The sequence below is a fragment of the Nocardiopsis metallicus genome (genome assembly GCF_014201115.1).
Taxonomy (GTDB): Bacteria; Actinomycetota; Actinomycetes; order Streptosporangiales; family Streptosporangiaceae; genus Nocardiopsis; species Nocardiopsis metallicus.
Genome location: NZ_JACHDO010000001.1, coordinates 1,735,090 through 1,751,210, shown reverse-complemented (window position 1 = coordinate 1,751,210; position 16,121 = coordinate 1,735,090). Strand labels below are relative to the sequence as shown.

18 protein-coding genes and 2 pseudogenes are annotated in these 16,121 nt (G+C 69.8%); 5 read left to right on the top strand and 15 right to left on the bottom strand.

The window, feature by feature from the left end:
* Positions 1–80: 80 nt before the first annotated feature.
* The 5 genes and pseudogenes from HNR07_RS07405 to HNR07_RS07385 form a co-directional block, all read right to left on the bottom strand.
* Positions 81–1,094: pseudogene (locus HNR07_RS07405) on the bottom strand (cytosine permease); the annotation flags it as partial.
* 36 nt (positions 1,095–1,130) lie between these two features.
* Positions 1,131–2,396 carry an IS256 family transposase gene (locus HNR07_RS07400; RefSeq protein WP_184363271.1) on the bottom strand — a complete coding sequence of 422 codons (1,266 nt, stop codon included), beginning with the start codon at positions 2,394–2,396 and terminating at the stop codon, positions 1,131–1,133.
* Between the two features lie 50 nt (positions 2,397–2,446).
* Positions 2,447–2,947, bottom strand: a pseudogene (locus HNR07_RS07395) (cytosine permease); the annotation flags it as partial.
* A gap of 40 nt (positions 2,948–2,987) precedes the next feature.
* Positions 2,988–4,493 (bottom strand): NCS1 family transporter, encoded by a 1,506-nt coding sequence (locus HNR07_RS07390; RefSeq protein WP_184363652.1) that lies wholly within the window; start codon positions 4,491–4,493, stop codon positions 2,988–2,990.
* Between the two features lie 29 nt (positions 4,494–4,522).
* A complete protein-coding gene (locus tag HNR07_RS07385) occupies positions 4,523–5,299 on the bottom strand; it encodes an aspartate/glutamate racemase family protein (protein WP_184363649.1) in 777 nt (258 codons plus the stop codon).
* Positions 5,300–5,409: 110 nt separating this feature from the next.
* Here HNR07_RS07385 and HNR07_RS07380 point away from each other — a divergent pair, with 110 nt between their 5' ends.
* Positions 5,410–6,075 (top strand): helix-turn-helix domain-containing protein, encoded by a 666-nt coding sequence (locus HNR07_RS07380; RefSeq protein WP_184363646.1) that lies wholly within the window; start codon positions 5,410–5,412, stop codon positions 6,073–6,075.
* Between the two features lie 66 nt (positions 6,076–6,141).
* A complete protein-coding gene (locus HNR07_RS07375; RefSeq protein WP_184363643.1) occupies positions 6,142–6,630 on the top strand; it encodes a GNAT family N-acetyltransferase in 489 nt (162 codons plus the stop codon).
* Positions 6,631–6,655: 25 nt separating this feature from the next.
* Here the strand turns inward: HNR07_RS07375 and HNR07_RS07370 are convergent, their stop codons facing one another.
* Positions 6,656–7,027, bottom strand: coding sequence for a winged helix-turn-helix transcriptional regulator (locus HNR07_RS07370; RefSeq protein WP_184363640.1), 372 nt, complete (start codon positions 7,025–7,027; stop codon positions 6,656–6,658).
* Positions 7,028–7,107: 80 nt separating this feature from the next.
* Between HNR07_RS07370 and HNR07_RS07365 the strand changes: the two genes are divergently transcribed.
* Both HNR07_RS07365 and HNR07_RS07360 read left to right on the top strand, forming a co-directional pair.
* Positions 7,108–7,530: a RidA family protein gene (locus HNR07_RS07365; RefSeq protein WP_184363636.1), complete on the top strand. Its 423-nt coding sequence runs from the start codon at positions 7,108–7,110 to the stop codon at positions 7,528–7,530.
* Between the two features lie 59 nt (positions 7,531–7,589).
* The gene (locus HNR07_RS07360) at positions 7,590–8,141 is read left to right on the top strand and encodes an NUDIX hydrolase (protein WP_184363633.1); all 552 of its coding nucleotides are present in this window, start codon (positions 7,590–7,592) and stop codon (positions 8,139–8,141) included.
* A gap of 72 nt (positions 8,142–8,213) precedes the next feature.
* Here the strand turns inward: HNR07_RS07360 and HNR07_RS07355 are convergent, their stop codons facing one another.
* The 6 genes from HNR07_RS07355 to HNR07_RS07330 form a co-directional block, all read right to left on the bottom strand.
* A complete protein-coding gene (locus HNR07_RS07355) occupies positions 8,214–8,900 on the bottom strand; it encodes a hypothetical protein (RefSeq protein WP_184363630.1) in 687 nt (228 codons plus the stop codon).
* Positions 8,901–9,122: 222 nt separating this feature from the next.
* Positions 9,123–9,725 carry a class I SAM-dependent methyltransferase gene (locus tag HNR07_RS07350; protein ID WP_184363627.1) on the bottom strand — a complete coding sequence of 201 codons (603 nt, stop codon included), beginning with the start codon at positions 9,723–9,725 and terminating at the stop codon, positions 9,123–9,125.
* 115 nt (positions 9,726–9,840) lie between these two features.
* Positions 9,841–10,500, bottom strand: coding sequence for a class I SAM-dependent methyltransferase (locus tag HNR07_RS07345; RefSeq protein WP_184363624.1), 660 nt, complete (start codon positions 10,498–10,500; stop codon positions 9,841–9,843).
* Between the two features lie 125 nt (positions 10,501–10,625).
* Complete coding sequence (gene crcB, locus HNR07_RS07340) at positions 10,626–11,012, bottom strand: fluoride efflux transporter CrcB (protein ID WP_184363621.1); 387 nt, start codon at positions 11,010–11,012, stop codon at positions 10,626–10,628.
* Positions 11,009–11,356, bottom strand: coding sequence for a DUF190 domain-containing protein (locus HNR07_RS07335; protein WP_184363619.1), 348 nt, complete (start codon positions 11,354–11,356; stop codon positions 11,009–11,011). The genes crcB and HNR07_RS07335 overlap by 4 nt, the downstream gene beginning before the upstream one ends.
* The gene (locus tag HNR07_RS07330; protein ID WP_184363617.1) at positions 11,353–11,841 is read right to left on the bottom strand and encodes a fluoride efflux transporter FluC; all 489 of its coding nucleotides are present in this window, start codon (positions 11,839–11,841) and stop codon (positions 11,353–11,355) included. Before HNR07_RS07330 ends, HNR07_RS07335 begins: the two co-directional genes overlap by 4 nt.
* 90 nt (positions 11,842–11,931) lie before the next feature.
* Here HNR07_RS07330 and HNR07_RS07325 point away from each other — a divergent pair, with 90 nt between their 5' ends.
* The gene (locus tag HNR07_RS07325; protein ID WP_184363614.1) at positions 11,932–12,309 is read left to right on the top strand and encodes a VOC family protein; all 378 of its coding nucleotides are present in this window, start codon (positions 11,932–11,934) and stop codon (positions 12,307–12,309) included.
* Between the two features lie 182 nt (positions 12,310–12,491).
* Here HNR07_RS07325 and HNR07_RS07320 read toward each other — a convergent pair whose 3' ends face one another.
* The 3 genes from HNR07_RS07320 to HNR07_RS07310 all read right to left on the bottom strand — a co-directional run bounded on the left by HNR07_RS07320 (position 12,492) and on the right by HNR07_RS07310 (position 16,003).
* Positions 12,492–13,217, bottom strand: a complete 726-nt coding sequence (locus tag HNR07_RS07320) for an SDR family oxidoreductase (protein WP_184363612.1) — start codon at positions 13,215–13,217, stop codon at positions 12,492–12,494.
* Positions 13,218–13,258: 41 nt separating this feature from the next.
* Complete coding sequence (locus HNR07_RS07315) at positions 13,259–13,954, bottom strand: GNAT family N-acetyltransferase (protein ID WP_184363610.1); 696 nt, start codon at positions 13,952–13,954, stop codon at positions 13,259–13,261.
* A 162-nt stretch (positions 13,955–14,116) separates the two neighbouring features.
* Entirely contained in the window at positions 14,117–16,003 is a 1,887-nt protein-coding gene (locus HNR07_RS07310; RefSeq protein ID WP_184363607.1) for an ABC transporter ATP-binding protein, read from the bottom strand.
* Positions 16,004–16,121 lie beyond the last annotated feature (118 nt).

Below are 16,121 nucleotides of genomic sequence, written 5' to 3'. Positions count from 1 at the left end.
GGGCGAAGGGGGCCCGCCTTCCGGAGAAGTCTCCGGAAGGCGGGCCCGTCCGTTTTCGCGAGTGCGGACCGCGACCCGGGTCAGGAGGCCGCGGGCACGGCCTTGCGGGCGCGGGCGATGGTGTAGTGCAGGGCACCGCCCAGCAGCGCTCCGAAGATCCACACGAACCCGGACCAGGCCTGCAGCGCGGGCAGCCACACCGCGGTCACCGAGAAGACCGAGGCCAGGCAGAAGGCGGACAGCGCACGCAGGTTCCAGCCCTTGGTGAAGTAGTACTCGGAGCCGGGCGCGGCCGAGTACAGGGCGTCCAGGTTCAGGCGCTGGCGTCGCAGCAGGTAGTGGTCGGCGACGATGATGCCGTAGAGCGGGGCCAGGACCGCACCGAGGGTGTCGACGAAGGAGGCGATACCGATGTTGTCGATGTAGGCGACCCACAGGGCGCCCACGACGAAGCCGACGGCCGCGGTGATGAGCCCCCCAGTGCGGGCGCTGATGACCGAGGGGGCCAGGTTGGCCAGCCCGTAGGCGGGCGGGATGAAGTTGGCGACCAGGTTGATGCCCACGGTGGCGAGGAAGAAGGTCAGCGCCGCCACGACGGTCAGCCAGATGTTGTCCACGCGCGCGACGATGTCGGCCGGGTTGGTCAGCGCCTCCCCGTACAGCACCGAGCTTCCCGCGGTGATGACCAGGGTGAGGAAGGAGAACACGGCCAGGCTGACCGGCAGACCCCACAGGTTGCCCCGGCGCATGGACCGCTCGGAGCGGGCGAACCGGGAGAAGTCACCGTAGTTGACGACCACCGCCGCGAAGTAGGCGACCATCGTGCCCACGACCGCGGAGAAGGCCGCCAGGGAGCCGCCCGGGTAGTCCCCGCCCCCGGCGAACACCGTTCCCAACTCGGAGAACAGGTCGCTGCCGGCCATCACCCACAGGGCGGTCATCATCGCGATCATGACCGCGTACACGGCCGGTCCGGCCCAGTTCAGGAAGACACCGATCCATTTGATGCCCAGGCTGAACAGCGCCAACTGGATGGTGGCGACGATGGCGTAGGAGATCCAGCCCACCACTGACAGTCCGAGGAAGGCCCCCTGGGTGTGTCAAGTTAAGGGTGTAACTGTTGTTCTTGGTCAGCGGCGTGTCGCGGTCAACCGGCCATCAAAGGTCAGATCGAACGCGTTCAGCGCCTTCTTCCAGCGCGCGCTCCACTTGGCCCGCCCGGTCCCCTTCGGATCCAGAGCCATCAACGCCATGTAGACGCACTTGAGCGCGGCCTGCTCGTTGGGGAAGTGCCCCCGAGCCTTGACCGCGCGGCGGATCCGGGCGTTGATCGACTCGATCGCGTTCGTGGTGCAGATGATCTTGCGGATCTCCACATCGAAGGCCAGGAACGGCACCATCTCCGCCCAGGCGTTCTCCCACAACCGCACGATCGCCGGGTACTTGTCCCCCCACTCGGAGCAGAACTCGGAGAACCGCTCCAGAGCGGCCTCCTCGGTGGCGGCGGTGTAGACGGGCTTGAGCGCCTTGGCGACCTTCTCCCAGTCGGCCCGGGAGGCGTAGCGGAAGCTGTTGCGCAGCAGGTGCACGATGCAGGTCTGCACCACCGTGCGCGGCCACACCGACTCCACCGCCTCGCTCATGCCCTTGATCCCGTCGGCCACGAGCATGAGCACGTCGGCCACACCACGGTTCTTGAGTTCGGTGAACACGTGCGCCCAGTACTTGGCGCCCTCGTTCCCATCGCCGGCCCACAGACCGAGGATGTCGCGCTCACCCTCGGCCGTGACGCCGAGCACGACGTAGATGGGCCGGTTGGCGACCTGGCCATCGCGGATCTTGACGTTGATGGCGTCCACGAACAGCACCGGGTAGACCTGGTCCAGGGGCCGGTTCTGCCACTCGGCCATGCGCTCCATGGCCGCCTCGGTGATGTTGGAGATGGTCTGCTTGGACACGTTGGCGTCGTAGACCTCGGCCAGGTGGGCGCAGATCTCGCCGTGGGTCAGGCCGCGGGCTGAGAGTGAGAGGACGATGCCGTTGACCCCGTTCAACCGCCTCTGGCGCTTGCGGACGATCTGGGGCTCGAAGGAGCCGTCGCGGTCGCGGGGCACGTCGAGCTCGACGGGTCCGGCCTCGGTGGTCAGGGTCTTGGACCGGGTGCCGTTGCGGGTGTTGCCGCCGGGCTCGGTGGAGCGTTCGTGCTTGGCGTAGCCCAGGTGGGTGTCCATCTCGGCGGCCAGGACGTTCTCCAGGGCGGTCTTGGTCAGGCGGGCCAGTAGCCCGTTCTCGCCGACCAGCTCGATGCCCTCGGCCTCGGCCTTGGTCTTCAGTTCCTGGACGAACTCTTCGTCCGACCTGCCAGTATCGGCCTTGACCTGCGTCTTGTCACTCATGGTGCACTCCTACCCCCTTGGAGTTACACCCCTACCTTTACACTCCCGGCCCCCTCGGGTCCGGGGCCGAACAGGGCGGTGATGAGCAGGGCCACGGCCGTGGAGGCGAAGTAGGTCTGCGCCCCGTACCAGAACATGGCGGTGACGCCGCGGATGAGTGTGGGGAACTGGGTGCCGTGCACGCCCATGCTGGCCCGTGCCATGACGGCGTAGGGGATGCCGTAGCGCACGCTCGGCCGGCCCACGAGGTCGCACAGGAACATCACGATGAGTCCGGCCAGGACGATCCCGGCGAAGACCGCCCAGCCGTTGAGCCCGTAGGAGATGAAGAGCGTGGCGGCCAGGGTGTAGCCGAACAGGCTCTGGATGTCGTTGGTCCACACGTTGAAGATCTCGAACGCGCCCCAACTGCGCTTCTTCGCGGGGACGGGGGCGAGGTCGTCGTTGTACAGGGAGGGGTCGGGGGAGTGGACGGTCAGCTCGTCGGTGCGGGTCGCCTCGTGTGCGGGTTCGCCGCTGGGCGCGGGTCGGGATCGCGGAGTGCTGCTCATGGGGTCCTCACGCAGGGCTCGGGAAGGGTCGGGTCGGGGGTCAGATGTCGGCGCGGTCGCCCTTGCCGGGCAGCTCGTCCACAGTGCGGCGGCTGAAGGTGCGCGTTTCGGCGTCGTAGACCCAGCTGCGGCCCACGCTGGTGGCCAGGTAGGTGTCTCCGGGGTCGTCGATCTCGGCTTGGGGGTGGCGGCGCAGGATCCAGGTGCGCATCAGTAGCAGGTAGGCCGCGAAGGCGACCGGGAAGCCGATGACGTAGGCGTAGTCGGGCTGCCACAGGGCCGCGCCCGAGGCGCCGAACCAGGCGATCAGCGCGGCCGGGTTGAACCCGCTCGCGTACCGGTACTGGCCCTGCGGGTCGTACAGCGCGGGCACGTTCAGTCGGCGGCGGCGCAGCACGTAGTAGTCGCAGACCATGATTCCGGCGATGGCCGCGATGAAGCCGCCGTAGTAGCTCAGGAACGTGAACAGGTTGTCCTGCAGCAGCCAGGGCATGACGGCGGTGCCCACGACTCCGGCCAGCACCACGCCCGAGCGGTAGGACAGGTGGGGCGCGGCGGCGTTGACGAAGTTGAGCGCGGCGGGCACCACGTTGGCGGCTGTGTTGGTGGACCACTGCGCGAGGATGATCATCACCAGCAGGATCCCGAGCACGAAGCCGGTGCTCTGGCCCTGGATGACGTCGATGGGGTTCCAGTCGCCGGTGACGATGAAGGACACCGCGCCGATGAAGGAGATCCAGGCCTGCATCAGGGGCAGGGCCACGAACTGGGCGACCAGGACGTTGCGGTTGCGGCGTAGGAAGCGGCGCTCCCCGGGCACAGTGCGGATGAAGCGGGTGATACTCGGGATGTCCACGGCCAGCGGCGCCCAGACCACCATGTTGATCAGGAAGAACGCCACCAGGGACAGGTCGCCGCCGGAGGCGAAGGTCCAGATGTTGGAGCCCTCCAGGTCCGCGATGCCGTCCAGGGTGTAGTACATCCAGAGCGAGACGGCCAGGATGCACGGGGCCGCGACGGAGGCCAGGCGCTCGATCGCCTTGATGCCCAGGGCGACGTTGACGATCTGCACCACCAGGAACAACGCGTACCACAGGGGCCAGGAGGCGAACCCGGTCCAGTACTCGACCAGGCCGTTGATGGCCAGTGCTCCGAGGTAGGTCTGGATGCCGAACCAGCAGGCGGCCACGATCCCGCGGGAGACCGAGGGGACGTGGGTGCCCACGGTGCCGAACGGGGCGCGCAGGAACACCGCGAAGGACAGGCCGTGTTCGGTGCCGATGTCCGCGGTCAGGGTCATGATCACGGAAAGGGTCATGGTGGCGGCGAGCACGATGAGCATCACCGTGGGCAGGGAGAGGCCTCCCTCCACGCCGTTGGCACCGTACTGGAAGGTCACGATGACGATGGCCAGCCCCACCCAGATCCAGACGAAGCCCAGCAGGGAGATGGGGCGCTGGTTGAGCCAGGTGGGCAGGATCGACTCTTCGAGCAGGTGGTTGGCGGGCGGTGACGAGCTGCCGCGTCGGGGGGTGGAGGCATCCATGGGCCTGTGCTCCTCCGGGAGAGTACGGGTCAGGGGCGGGTTTCGGTGGTGGCGGGCGCTCTGCGGGGGCTCCGTGCTTCGAGTCCGGGGCTCAGCGGCCAGTGGGTGACGGGTTTGGGACGCGGTGTGGCGAAGGTGCGGACCTTGCTGGTGGTCAGGCCGAGTCCGACCAGGGACTCGGCCAGGGCGACGGCGCTGGTGAGACCGTCCACGACCGGGGCTCCGGCGGTGTCCTCTGGGGTCAGCTCCATCCCGGCCATGCCGCCGCAGCCGAGTACGACGACCTCGGCGCCGTCCTGTTCGACTGCGAGTCTGGCCTGGCGGGCGACGGCCTCCGCCGCTGCGGTGGGGTCGCTCTCCAGTTCCAGGACGCCCAGGCCGCTGGCGCGCACCGAGGCGCATCGGGTGCGCAGCCCGGCCAGGGTGAGGCGGTCCCTGATCATGGGCACGGTACGGTCCAGGCTGGTGACCACCGAGTAGCGGTGGCCGAGGAGGCAGGCGGTGTGCGCCGCGGCCTCGGTGATGTCGATGACGGGGGTCGGGCAGAGCTCCTGGAGCCCTTCTTTGCCGTGGTCGCCGAAGCCCGCCTGGATGACGGCGTCGTAGGGGCGGTCGTAGGTCATGACGCGGTCCATGACGGCTACGGCCGCCAGGTGGCTCTCGAAGTTGCCCTCGACCGAGGCGGGTCCGAAACGCGGGGTGAGCGCTTCGATCTCGGTTCCGGTGCGGGCGACGGTGCGGGCCTGTTCGGCCAGGGCGCGGGTGATGGCCGTCGAGGTGTTGACATTGACGATCAGGATGCGCATGGGGTCCTTCCGGTGCCGCGCGAGAGTGACCTCGCGCACATGTGAAGCTATTACTTCAAAACCCTTAAAGCAATGGCTTCACGCGATCGGCATCTATACTTAACAGCGTCATGGCTGACTACACCGAGAACCCCGCGCCCCCACGGTTCGACGAGCAGAGGTTCGGCGAGCGCATCCGCGAACTGCGCACCGCACGCGGCCTGTCCCTGCGGGAGCTGGCCGGACGCCTGGACATCAGCGCCAGCGCGCTGTCCCAGATCGAACGCGGCAAGATGCGGCCCTCGGTCACGCGGCTGTACCAGATCATGGGCGAGCTGAACGTGCCCATGGCCACGGCGTTCGGCTCCGAGACGAACCAGCCGGCCGCGCCCGACGCCTACACCACTCCCATGGGGCAGACGCCCGAGCCGCGTTGGGAACCGGCACCCGCCTCGGGTGTGGGCAGCGTCTCCGTCACCCGCAGGGCCGAGGCCGCCACTCTCGAGCTCGGCCACGGCGTGCGCTACCGCCGCCTGACCCCGGGCCCGGTCCCGGGGATGAACTACTTCGAGTCCGTGTACCCGCCCGGCGCCTACTCCAGCCAGAACGCCGAATACGTAAGGCACCAGGGCCACGAGATCGGCAACGTCGTCAGCGGGGTGCTCACCGTGGACGTCGGCTTCGACACCTACGAACTCCACCCCGGCGACTCCATCACCTACCCCTCCACCACCCCGCACCGCATCTCCAACCAGGGCACCCGGGACGCCGTGGCCATCTGGCTCAACCTGGACTGATGCTGGCAGCGGGTGCCCCCGAATAATGACAGGCGCGCGTCCGAGGCCTTCTGACAGGCTGTCCGGATGCTGATCAGAGAAGCCGAAGCCTCGGACTGGGCACAGATCTGGTCCTTCTTCCGTCCGATCGTGACGGCGGGGGACACCTTCACCTACCCGGCGGACATGGACGAGAAGCAGGCGCACGACGGGTGGCTGCTGGCCGCGCCCGACCGGACGGTGGTCGCGGTGGACGAGGCCGGGACGGTACTGGGTACCGCCAAGATGAACCGCAACCACATGGGCAACGCCGCGCACATCGCCTCAGCCAGCTACATGGTCGACCCCGCCCGCTCCGGGCAGGGGGTGGGGCGGGCCCTGTGCGAGTACTCGCTGGAGTGGGCACGGGATCAGGGCTACCGGGCCATGCAGTTCAACGCGGTGGTGGAGACCAACACCCGCGCGGTGCGGCTGTACGAGTCACTGGGCTTCGGGGTGGCGGGCACCCTCCAGGAGGGGTTCCGCCACCCCGAGCACGGATACGTGGGACTGCACATCATGTACCGCATGCTCTGAGCTGGTGCTGAGCCGTGCGGCCGGGTCAGGCGTGTTCGTCGAAGCGCTCGCGGGCCCGCTCGACCTCGGGCATGGTGGCCGTAGTCCATCCCAGGAGCGCGTCGATGAGGTCCTGGAGTGTCTTGCCCAGCGCGGAGATGCGGTACTCCACGGCCAGGGGGCGCGTGTTCACGACGACCCGGTCGACCATCCCGTTGCGCTCCAGGCGCCGCAGGGTCGCGGTGAGCGACTTCTGGGTGATGACCGGGATCGCCCGGCGCAGCTCGTTGAAGCGCGAAGGGCTTTCGCACAGGCGGTCCAGGACTTGAAGCGACCACTTGTCGAGCACCTGGTCGAGGAGTTCGCGGTGCTGCGCGGTGATCTGGGTCGTGGGCTGGGGCGGGGTGGTTTCCGGCATGATACCTAGTCTCGTTGAGGTTCCCTTCAGGTACCAAGTAGATATGGGATACCTACCCGGTGCCAATGGAGGGACTTCCCATGACCGTGCAACTGCTGACCCCCGAGGGCATGTTCCAGCCCGTGCCCTACCACCACGTCTCGATCGGTACCGGCAGCCGCCAGGTGCACGTGGCCGGACAGATCGCCCGTGACGGCGCCGACGGGCCCGTCGCCACCGGTGACCTCACCGGTCAGGTCGAACAGGTCCTGCGCAACGCCGCGCGCGGCCTGGCCGGAGCCGGGGCGACCTTCGCCGATGTCGTGCGCCTGCGGTTCTTCCTCACCGACTGGGGCCCCGACACCAGCGAGAAGAAGCTGGGCGAGTTCATGCGGGGGATCGAGAACGTCGCGGACGAACTCGGCATCCCGCAGCCGCTGCCCCCCTTGTCGGCCATCGGGGTGAGCTACCTCTTCGAGCCCGACGTGCTCGTCGAGGTCGAGGCCTACGCCGTCCTGGACTGATCCCGGCAACGGCCCCCGGTTCGACCCCGACCCGGGGGCCGATCACGATACTGGCCTTCATGACGACTCCCGCCACGCCCTCCGCTGCCGGACCCGCACCGTTCTCCCGGATCAAGATCCGGGTCGGGGCTCTGGTGTTCTGCGGCGGCGAGGTCGCCCTGATCCGCCGCGACCGGCCCGGCTCGTTCCACTACACGCCGCCCGGCGGCAACGTCGAACCAGGCGAGGACTTGGAGGGCGCCCTGCGGCGCGAACTGGCCGAGGAACTGAACCTGTACCCGGACCCGGCCAGCGCACCGGAGCTGCTGTGGGTGGTGGACCAGCGGGTCAGCCGCCCCGGGCCGACCCCGCCGCCGCGCAAGCTGCACCTCATCTACCGCCTGCACGTGACGCCTGAGGTTCGTCAGGAGCTGGCGGTGGAGGAGTACGACGAACAGCCCGGCGGCGGCCACGAGGTCGGCATCGTCGAGTGGGTGGACCACCGCCGGGCCGCGGACCTTCCGCTCTTCCCGCTGATCGGATCGGCACTGGCCGCCCTGCCCGACCCGCACGCGGTGGTCGCCGACGCCGCTCTGGCCGCGGTCACCGATGACAACTACGTCTGGGTCTAGGCCGGGTGCTCCCCCGCGGCCCGAAGAAACCCCTCGGGCGGGCAGCGGGCGGCCCGGGTACCGCCCGGATCCCTAGCTCTCCAGGAGCTTCTTGAGGTCGGTCAGCCAGGTGCGCCAGTCGCTCTTCCACTCGCTTGCACGCTCGGCGGAGCCGATGCGGGTGTGCTCGATGCCGACCATCGACTTGGCCTCGCCCTTGGTCTGGAAGGTGGCGGCGATACGGGTGTCCTCGGGCAGGTCGGCGGTGAACCGCTTGCCCGGCTTGGCCGTGCGCTCGGAAGCCTCCACCGGCAGCCAGCGCAAGCGCAGGCCGGGGTCGGCGAAGGCCGCGAACAGCCGCTCCACCGGGACGTTCACGGTTTTGCTGGCGCTGGCGGCGAAGCCGTCCTTCTTCTGGCCCGGCACCCGCAGACCGCGCTCCTGCTCGTAGGCGACGGTGACGGTCTGGGCCCACCAGCCGTTCACGTCGTGCTCTTTGACCAGCCACGCGGCGATCTCGGTGTGTGTGCGGGTGGTGGCCTCCCAGGCGTCCAGCAGCGCGAACCACGTGTGGTAGTCGCGGCCGGTGGCCTCGGCGAGTTTGGGGTCGGAGACGCGTTCGCGGATGGTGGCGGCGCCGGTGCCCGTGGGCTGGTCGGCGGGGGCAGCCGGTGCCGGTTCGGGGTCGGTGATCAGGTGGGCGCGGGCGGCGGTGTAGCTCTCGCCGGTCTTGTCCATACGGGCGCGCACGCTGCTCTTGAAGGACTTGTTGCTGGTCATGACGGCTCCTCGGCGGTCCGCGACGAAACCCACGCTCCCATCGCCCCGCCGGAAGGGCTGCACACGTCAGACCGGCGTCCCGAGAACTCCAGGGCCCCCTTTGCCTCCACTGAGCCGACGGCGTGGGCGCCGGGGCCGGAGGTTGGGCGCGGGACCGCGCCAGCTTCCACGTTACTCCGGCAGCCGCCGGGCCACCACCCCGAGCGGTCGGACGGGTCCCGGTCAGCGTGTGCGCCGGGCCCTGAGGACGGTGTCATGGGTGTGGTGCGAACCCGGAGGCGGAGGGACGACCCGGGGACGGGTCTCGTTGACGGTGACGGTCCAGTCCGCGTCCAGGAGTTCGGCGATCTCGGCGGGCTGGTAGTAGTCGGCGGGTACGTGGCCGTCGTCCAGGCGTTCGGGCAGGCCGGTGATGTCGTGTCCGACGAACAGGAGGGTGCCGCCCGGGGCCACGGCGCAGAGCAGGCCGCGCAGTGCGAGGTGGTCGTCCTGCCGGGAAAGCGGGAAGTAGTGGACCGAGACCAGGTCGAAGGCGTTGGCCGGGGGCGGCGCGGTGGTCAGGTCGCCGCGCTTCCACGACACCCGCCCCTCGACGTCCGCTCCGGCCGCGGCCGCGCGCTTCAGTGCGACCTGGGAGATGTCGACCGCGGTGACCATCCAGCCCCGTCGGGCCAGCCACAGGGCGTCCGCGCCCTCGCCGCAGCCCACGTCGAGGGCCTGTCCGGGCGGTAGTTCGGTCAGCTCCGTGAGCAGGACGCCGTTGGGGTTGCCGCTGAAGAGCTGGGGCTGACCGCCGTACCTGTCGTCCCAGAACTGTGCGTCCATGGCGGGTCTCCTCGGTGGTGGGGCGAACGGGACAGGTCGGCCCGCTCCGCCACCAAGGTGCCCCGACCGTGGGGGTAGCGGCAAATTTTGTTGCGGGAACGGCAAGAAACGGGGGTCAGGCCGGGTGGTCGTAGACCAGGGTGTGGCGCCAGAACAGGCGTCTGCGCACGCGTGCGCCGGGTAGTTCCCGATCGGCTGCCGCGCGGATCCGGGCGAGGGTCTCCGGTGGTTCCGCGGTGGGCGCGCGCATGTGCGGCGGCGGTTCGGCGGCCGGGACGGGGTGTTTGACCAGGCCGATGAGCGGGTTGAGCAGGAGTGAGACCAGACCGGCCAGTTGGTCGGCCGGTCCTTCGTCGCGGTGACAGCCCACGACCACAAGTCGCCCGCCGGGGTTCAGGCTGGCGCGCAGCTCGCGCAGGGTCGGTTCCAGGGGGAGGTGGTGTAGGACGGCGACCAGGGTGATGGCGTCCCAGCGCCGGTGCGGGGCGCGGTCCGCGAAGCCCACAGGGTTGATGGTGACCCCGGGGGTGCGGGCGAAGCGGGCCTGTGCCAGGGCGGCGGTGCCGGGGTCGGGCTCCAGCCCTTCGGCCCAATCCACCCGGCGGTGCAGGCGGGCGAGCAGGTTTCCCGTGCCGCATCCCACGTCCAGGACCTCGCGTGCCCCGCTGGCCGTGACCCGGCGCACCACCCACGGTGCGTAGAGATCGTTGTGGCTCCAGGGGTGGCGCTGGTTGAACCGGTCCAGCCGGGTGATCAGCGGCGTCAGCGAGGACATGCGGTTCAGGGTAGGCGAGGGCAGGGGCGCGGGTCGGCACGGTCCGAGAGCGGGGGCACGGTCAGCCCCGGCCGAGGTGACCTGACCCGCGCCGCCAGGCTGTTCAGGGGCCTGGGGGCGGTCGGTCAGCCGAGCGGCCACAGCGCCAGCGCCAGTACCCAGCCCAGCGTCGCCAGGATGATCCCGCCCAGGACCGTCATGGCGATGTTGAGCACGGCGTAGACGCGGGCGCCGGACTCGGCCAGGCGCAGCGTCTCGTAGCTCAGGGTGCTGAAGGTGGTCAGCGACCCGCAGAAGCCGGTGCCCAGGGCGGCCACCGCCAGGCTGGGGATGGCGTCCGACGCCGAGGCGGCCAGCACGAATCCGAAGAGCAGGGAACCGGTCATGTTCACCGTGAAGGTTCCCCATGGCAGGACGGACTCGCCGCGGGACTGGATCAACTGGTCGATCAGGTAGCGGCTCACGGCACCCAACGCCGCGCCGCCGGCCACCGCCAGCACGGTTGTGCTCAACTGTCGGCTCCCCGGCCCGTGTACCGGATGACCTCCACCTCGTCGAGGGTGATCAGCCCTTCGGTGACGAGTTCGTCGATCTGGGGCAGGAAGGCGCGGATCCGTTCGGGGGTGTCGATGATGACCACCGCCACGGGCAGGTCCTCCGAGAGCGACAGCATCCGGGTGGTGTGGATGTGGTTGGAGGCGCCGTATCCCTCCATGCCCCGGAACACGCTGGCACCGGCGAGCCCTGCCGCGTGGGCGCGGTGCACGATCTCGGTGGACAGGGGTCTGCGGTGCCAGGTGTCGCTGTCGCCGACGTAGACGGTCAGACGCAGCCCCGGTCCGGACAGGCTCGTCACTGCTTCTCCTTTGACTCTCGCGTAGACCTCGACCTTCGGTGTTCTGCCAGGCCCCGGGTGGTGGCCATGCCCGCCCAGACGGCGAGCAGGGCGCCGAGCAGGGTGGTGGTCAGGTAGGCCAGGGCCGTACCGGGGGAACCGGCCTCGGTCAGGGACACCACGTCCACGGCGTAGGTGGAGAAGGTGGTGAAGCCGCCCAGGACTCCGACCCCCAGGAAGGGGCGGATCAGACGGTGCGGGCGGGCCACCTCCATGAGGAGTACGACCAGAGCGCCCATGAGGAACGAGCCTGCCACGTTCTCCAGAAAGGTCGCCCAGGGGAACTCCGAACCACGGTGGGGGAGCACGGCCAGGAAGGCGTAGCGCGCGCTCCCGCCGATCGCCCCTCCAAGGCCGATGACCAGGAGGACATCGATGCCTCCGCGCCATTTCAGCAGGCCTGCCAAGGGGGTCCTCTCCGGCGTTGCGATGTGTTCGCTGGTCATGGGAGAGTTTCCCACGGGAGGCGCCCGTGAGCCGAACGGGACCACCCGACACACGGTTCGACGGGTGTTCCGGGGCCTAAACTGATGTGTATGGCCCGTTTCCGTGACATCGTCATCGACTGTCACCACCCCGCCTCGCTGGCCAGGTTCTGGGCCGCGGCCATGGACGGTTACGCCGTGGCGCCCTATCCCGCGGAGGAGCTGGCCCGGCTGCGCTCGATGGGGGTGTTCGACCCCGAGGACGATCCCCAGGTGATGGTGGAGGGCCCGCCGGGGAGCCCGTCCTTCTTCTTCCAGAAGGTTCCCGAATCCAAGGCGGTCAAGAACCGGATGCACGTCGACCTGGTCGGGGACGGTGCGGAGCTGGAGCGGCTGCTGTCCTTGGGAGCTTGGGTGGTGACCCGGCGTCCCGATCTGGTGGTGCTGGCCGACCCCGAGGGCAACGAGTTCTGCCTGGTCGACGAATAGGGCGTGTTCGGCAGCGGAGGAGACTCGGTCAGCGGGCAGCCCGTGGGGAGCCAGCTCGGCAGGGGCGGGGCGTCCCTCAACCCCGTCTGGGAGTGCCCGTAGCTTCCGAACCCCTCATCGCCGGGAGGGGCAAGCGTGTCCGCTTATGCGCCCACCGCGTCCGTGCTCCGGTGACTGCCTGGTCAGGGACTCGGGCGCAGGTGGAGTTCGGTGATCTGGGCGTCGCGCGGCAGGTCCAGGGCATCGACGACGGCCCGGGCCAGGGTGGCGGGTTGGATGCACTCCGCGGGGTCGTAGTCGCGGCCGAACGCACCGCGGACCTCGCGTAGCAGTTCGGTGGCGGTCCCGCCGGGGTGGACGCTGGTCACCCTGACCCCGTTCGGCCCCTCCTCCTGCCGTAGGGATCCCGCCAGCTCGCTCAGCCCGGCCTTGCTCGCGGCGAAGGCCGACCACCGCGGTACCGCGTGTAGGCCGGGGGAGGCGTTGACCAGTACCACGTGCCCCCCACTGGCGCGCAGGGCGGGCAGCATCAGGCGGGTGAGTTCGGCGGCCGAGACCAGGTTGACCGCCAGCACCTCCCGCCACAGCTCCACCGGGGATTCCGCGACCGAGACGACCGGGGAGACCCCGGCGCAGTGCACGAACGCGTCCAGTTCCGCCAGTTCCGGGAGACCGGCCACCGACTCGGCGAGGGACTCGGGGTGACGCAGGTCGACGCGCAGCGGGCGCACCAGCGGTTGCTCATCGGAGAGCTCGGCGAGGCGGTCGGCGTCACGGCCCAGGGCCACCACCGGTCGCCCCTTCCGGATCAGAGCCTCCACCAGCGCCGTGCCGATCCCGCCCGTCGCCCCGCTCACCAGGACGGTGCCCCCGCCAGAGGGTGTCTCGCGCACCTCGTTCGCCTGCATGACGGGCATCCTGGCACATGGTTCAGCCCAGGGCCACGGGTTTAGCGGCTCAGGTGGGCCGGGGTGACCTCGCAGACCACCTCCCAGCCCAGGTGTTCGTACAGGCCGCGACCCTCCTCGGTGGCCACCAGCAGCCCGGTGTACACGCCCTGGGCCCGGGCGGTGCGGCCCAGGGCGTTCATGACCGCCCCGGCCAGGCCGTGCCGACGGTGCTCTGGTTCGGTGACCACCTTGTCGAAGACCGCCGAGCCCTCGTGGGTCGACATCAGCGCGCTGGCCGCCGTGGCGCCCTCGGTGGTCAGCGCCCGGCCCCGGTGGTGGGCGCCGCCGCGGTTGAGCCGGTAGACGTAGGGCTCCGGGACCGGCACCGGAACGGGTGAGAGTTCCGCGCACATGAGGTACTCGGGGTCTCCGACCCGCCAGCGCGGGTCCAGGGCCGCGAGGGTCTCCTCGCGCGGCCCGCAGACCTTGAGCCAGCTGTCCGGGGCGGAAAGGGCGCGGGAGAGCTCGGCTATGCGGCGGGCATCGGGCATCACGTGCCGGACGCGGTGGCCGGGCACCCCCACGTCGAGCCGGTGTCCGTGCGGAACCCGGACCGGGGCGGGTACGCCCCGGGTCAGGGCCCAGCCGTGTACCCAGTGTCCGACCAGTCGGCGGACCCGGGAGGAGGCGCGGGAAGAGGAGGGGGAGAAGGGGTGATGGGACGGGGCGGAGGGGTGTGGTGCGCTCGAGGCCATGCCTCCATCCTCGCGACCGAACCCGCTCCGTGGCCGCCCGTGGCCGAACGTGGCCGTCCCCCGGTGTGGCGCCACCGGGGGACGGGGCCGGGCGCGGGCCCCGCTCCGGGGCGTGTTCGGCGGAACACGCCCCGGCGGAGAGCCGCGGTCTCTGGGAGATACCTACCCGGTCGTGACCGGCTCGGGGTCGCCGTTGGCGAACTGGGTCCGGTGGAGTTCGGCGTAGCGTCCGCCGCGGGCCAGCAGCTCGGTGTGGGTGCCGCGCTCGACGATCCGTCCGGCCTCGACCACGAGGATGGCGTCGGCGGCGCGGATGGTGGAAAGCCGGTGGGCGATGACCAGGGCGGTGCGCCCCTCCAGAGCCTCGGCCAGGGCGGCTTGGACCGCGGCCTCGGAGGTGGAGTCCAGGGCGGAGGTGGCCTCGTCGAGGATGACCACCTCGGGACCGGCCAGGAGGAGGCGGGCGATGGTCAGGCGCTGGCGTTCGCCGCCGGAGAAGCGGTAGCCGCGTTCGCCGACCACCGTGTCCAGGCCGTCGGGCAGGTCGGCGACCAGGGTGTCCAGGCGGGCGCGGCGCAGGGCGTCCCAGATCTGTTCGTCGCTGGCCTCGGGGGCGCCCAGGCGCAGGTTGGCGCGGATGGACTCGTGGAACAGGTGGCCGTCCTGGGTGACCATGCCCAGGGTGGCGCGGATGGAGTCGAAGGTGAGGTCGCGCACGTCCGTTCCGGCCAGGCGGACGGTGCCCTCGTCGACGTCGTACAGGCGCGGGGTGAGCTGGGCGATGGTGGACTTTCCCGCGCCGGAGGAGCCGACCAGGGCCACGGTCTGGCCGGGTTCGACGCGGAAGGAGACCTCGTGCAGGACGGGGCCGTGTTCGGTGGTGTCCAGGGTGGCGACCTCCTCCAGGGAGGCAAGGGAGACCTTGTCGGCGGTGGGGTAGCCGAAGGTGACGGCGTCGAACTCCAGGGAGACCGGTCCGGCGGGGACCGGGCGCGCGTCCGGTTTCTCGTCCACCAGCGGTTTGAGGTCCAGGACCTCGAAGACCCGGCTGAAGCTGACCAGGGCGCTCATGACCTCCACCCGGGCGCTGGCCAGGGCGGTCAGCGGGGCGTACAGGCGGGTGAGGAGCATGCCCATGGCCACGACGGTTCCGGCGTCGAGTTGGCCGCGCAGGGCGTAGAAGCCGCCGAGTCCGTAGACCAGGGCGAGGGCGAGCGCGGAGACCAGGGTCAGGGCGGTGAAGAACACCTCTTGGACCATGGCGGTGCGCACGCCGATGTCGCGGACGCGGCTGGCGCGGCGGGCGAACTCGGCCGACTCCTCGTCGGGGCGGCCGAAGAGTTTGACCAGGGTGGCGCCGGGCGCGGAGAAGCGCTCGGTCATCTGGGTGCCCATGGCGGCGTTGTGGACGGTGCGTTCGCGTTCGATCTTGGCCAGGCGGGCGCCCATACGGCGGGCGGGCAGGACGAAGACCGGCAGGAGCAGGAGCGCGATCAGGGTGATCTGCCAGGACAGGGTCATCATGACGACCAGGGCCAGGAGCAGGGTGACGAGGTTGCTCATCACCCCGGACAGGACGTCGCTGAAGGCGCGTTGGGCGCCGATGACGTCGTTGTTGAGTCGGCTGACCAGGGCGCCGGTGCGGGTGCGGGTGAAGAAGGCGACCGGCATGCGTTGGACGTGGTCGTAGACGGTGGTGCGCAGGTCCAGGATGAGGCCTTCGCCGACTCGTGCGGACAGCCACCGCACGATCAGGGACAGGCCCGCCTCGGCGATCGCGACCAGGGCGATGAGTCCGGCCAGGAAGAGGATGGGGTTGAGCGCGGACCCGTCGACGATGGCGTTGACGACCTCTCCTGCCAGGAGCGGGGAGGCCACGGCCAGGGCGGCCATGAGCACGCTCAGGGCGAGGAACCAGCCCAGTTGGCGCGAGTGCGGGCGGGCGAAGGAGGCGATCCTGCGTAGGACCGGCAAAGAGAAGGGGCGCTGGTCCTCTTGTGCGTGCATCGCGTGGTAGATCGAGTTCCACGCTGCCATTTCCATGCTCATGGGGTTCACCGGTCCGTTGGGTTGGTTACCTCTGAACCGTAGAACCTGAACATTAGTTCAGGTCAACTTCCCGATTAAACTTCTCTATAATTCCTTTTATTCCATCTAACAAGGAAGG

Coding starts and splice junctions, on each gene's coding strand:
- HNR07_RS07385 (WP_184363649.1), bottom strand. CDS start 5,299: ATGCGCATCCTGATCGTCAATGTCAACACCTCGACGGCCATCACCCGC.
- HNR07_RS07365 (WP_184363636.1), top strand. CDS start 7,108: ATGACCGTGCAACTGCTGACCCCCGAGGGCATGTTCCAGCCCGTGCCC.
- HNR07_RS07360 (WP_184363633.1), top strand. CDS start 7,590: ATGACGACTCCCGCCACGCCCTCCGCTGCCGGACCCGCACCGTTCTCC.
- HNR07_RS07375 (WP_184363643.1), top strand. CDS start 6,142: ATGCTGATCAGAGAAGCCGAAGCCTCGGACTGGGCACAGATCTGGTCC.
- HNR07_RS07350 (WP_184363627.1), bottom strand. CDS start 9,725: ATGGACGCACAGTTCTGGGACGACAGGTACGGCGGTCAGCCCCAGCTC.
- HNR07_RS07310 (WP_184363607.1), bottom strand. CDS start 16,003: ATGAGCATGGAAATGGCAGCGTGGAACTCGATCTACCACGCGATGCAC.
- HNR07_RS07325 (WP_184363614.1), top strand. CDS start 11,932: ATGGCCCGTTTCCGTGACATCGTCATCGACTGTCACCACCCCGCCTCG.
- HNR07_RS07400 (WP_184363271.1), bottom strand. CDS start 2,396: ATGAGTGACAAGACGCAGGTCAAGGCCGATACTGGCAGGTCGGACGAA.
- HNR07_RS07330 (WP_184363617.1), bottom strand. CDS start 11,841: ATGACCAGCGAACACATCGCAACGCCGGAGAGGACCCCCTTGGCAGGC.
- HNR07_RS07370 (WP_184363640.1), bottom strand. CDS start 7,027: ATGCCGGAAACCACCCCGCCCCAGCCCACGACCCAGATCACCGCGCAG.
- HNR07_RS07355 (WP_184363630.1), bottom strand. CDS start 8,900: ATGACCAGCAACAAGTCCTTCAAGAGCAGCGTGCGCGCCCGTATGGAC.
- HNR07_RS07315 (WP_184363610.1), bottom strand. CDS start 13,954: ATGGCCTCGAGCGCACCACACCCCTCCGCCCCGTCCCATCACCCCTTC.
- HNR07_RS07380 (WP_184363646.1), top strand. CDS start 5,410: ATGGCTGACTACACCGAGAACCCCGCGCCCCCACGGTTCGACGAGCAG.
- HNR07_RS07320 (WP_184363612.1), bottom strand. CDS start 13,217: ATGCAGGCGAACGAGGTGCGCGAGACACCCTCTGGCGGGGGCACCGTC.
- HNR07_RS07390 (WP_184363652.1), bottom strand. CDS start 4,493: ATGGATGCCTCCACCCCCCGACGCGGCAGCTCGTCACCGCCCGCCAAC.
- HNR07_RS07345 (WP_184363624.1), bottom strand. CDS start 10,500: ATGTCCTCGCTGACGCCGCTGATCACCCGGCTGGACCGGTTCAACCAG.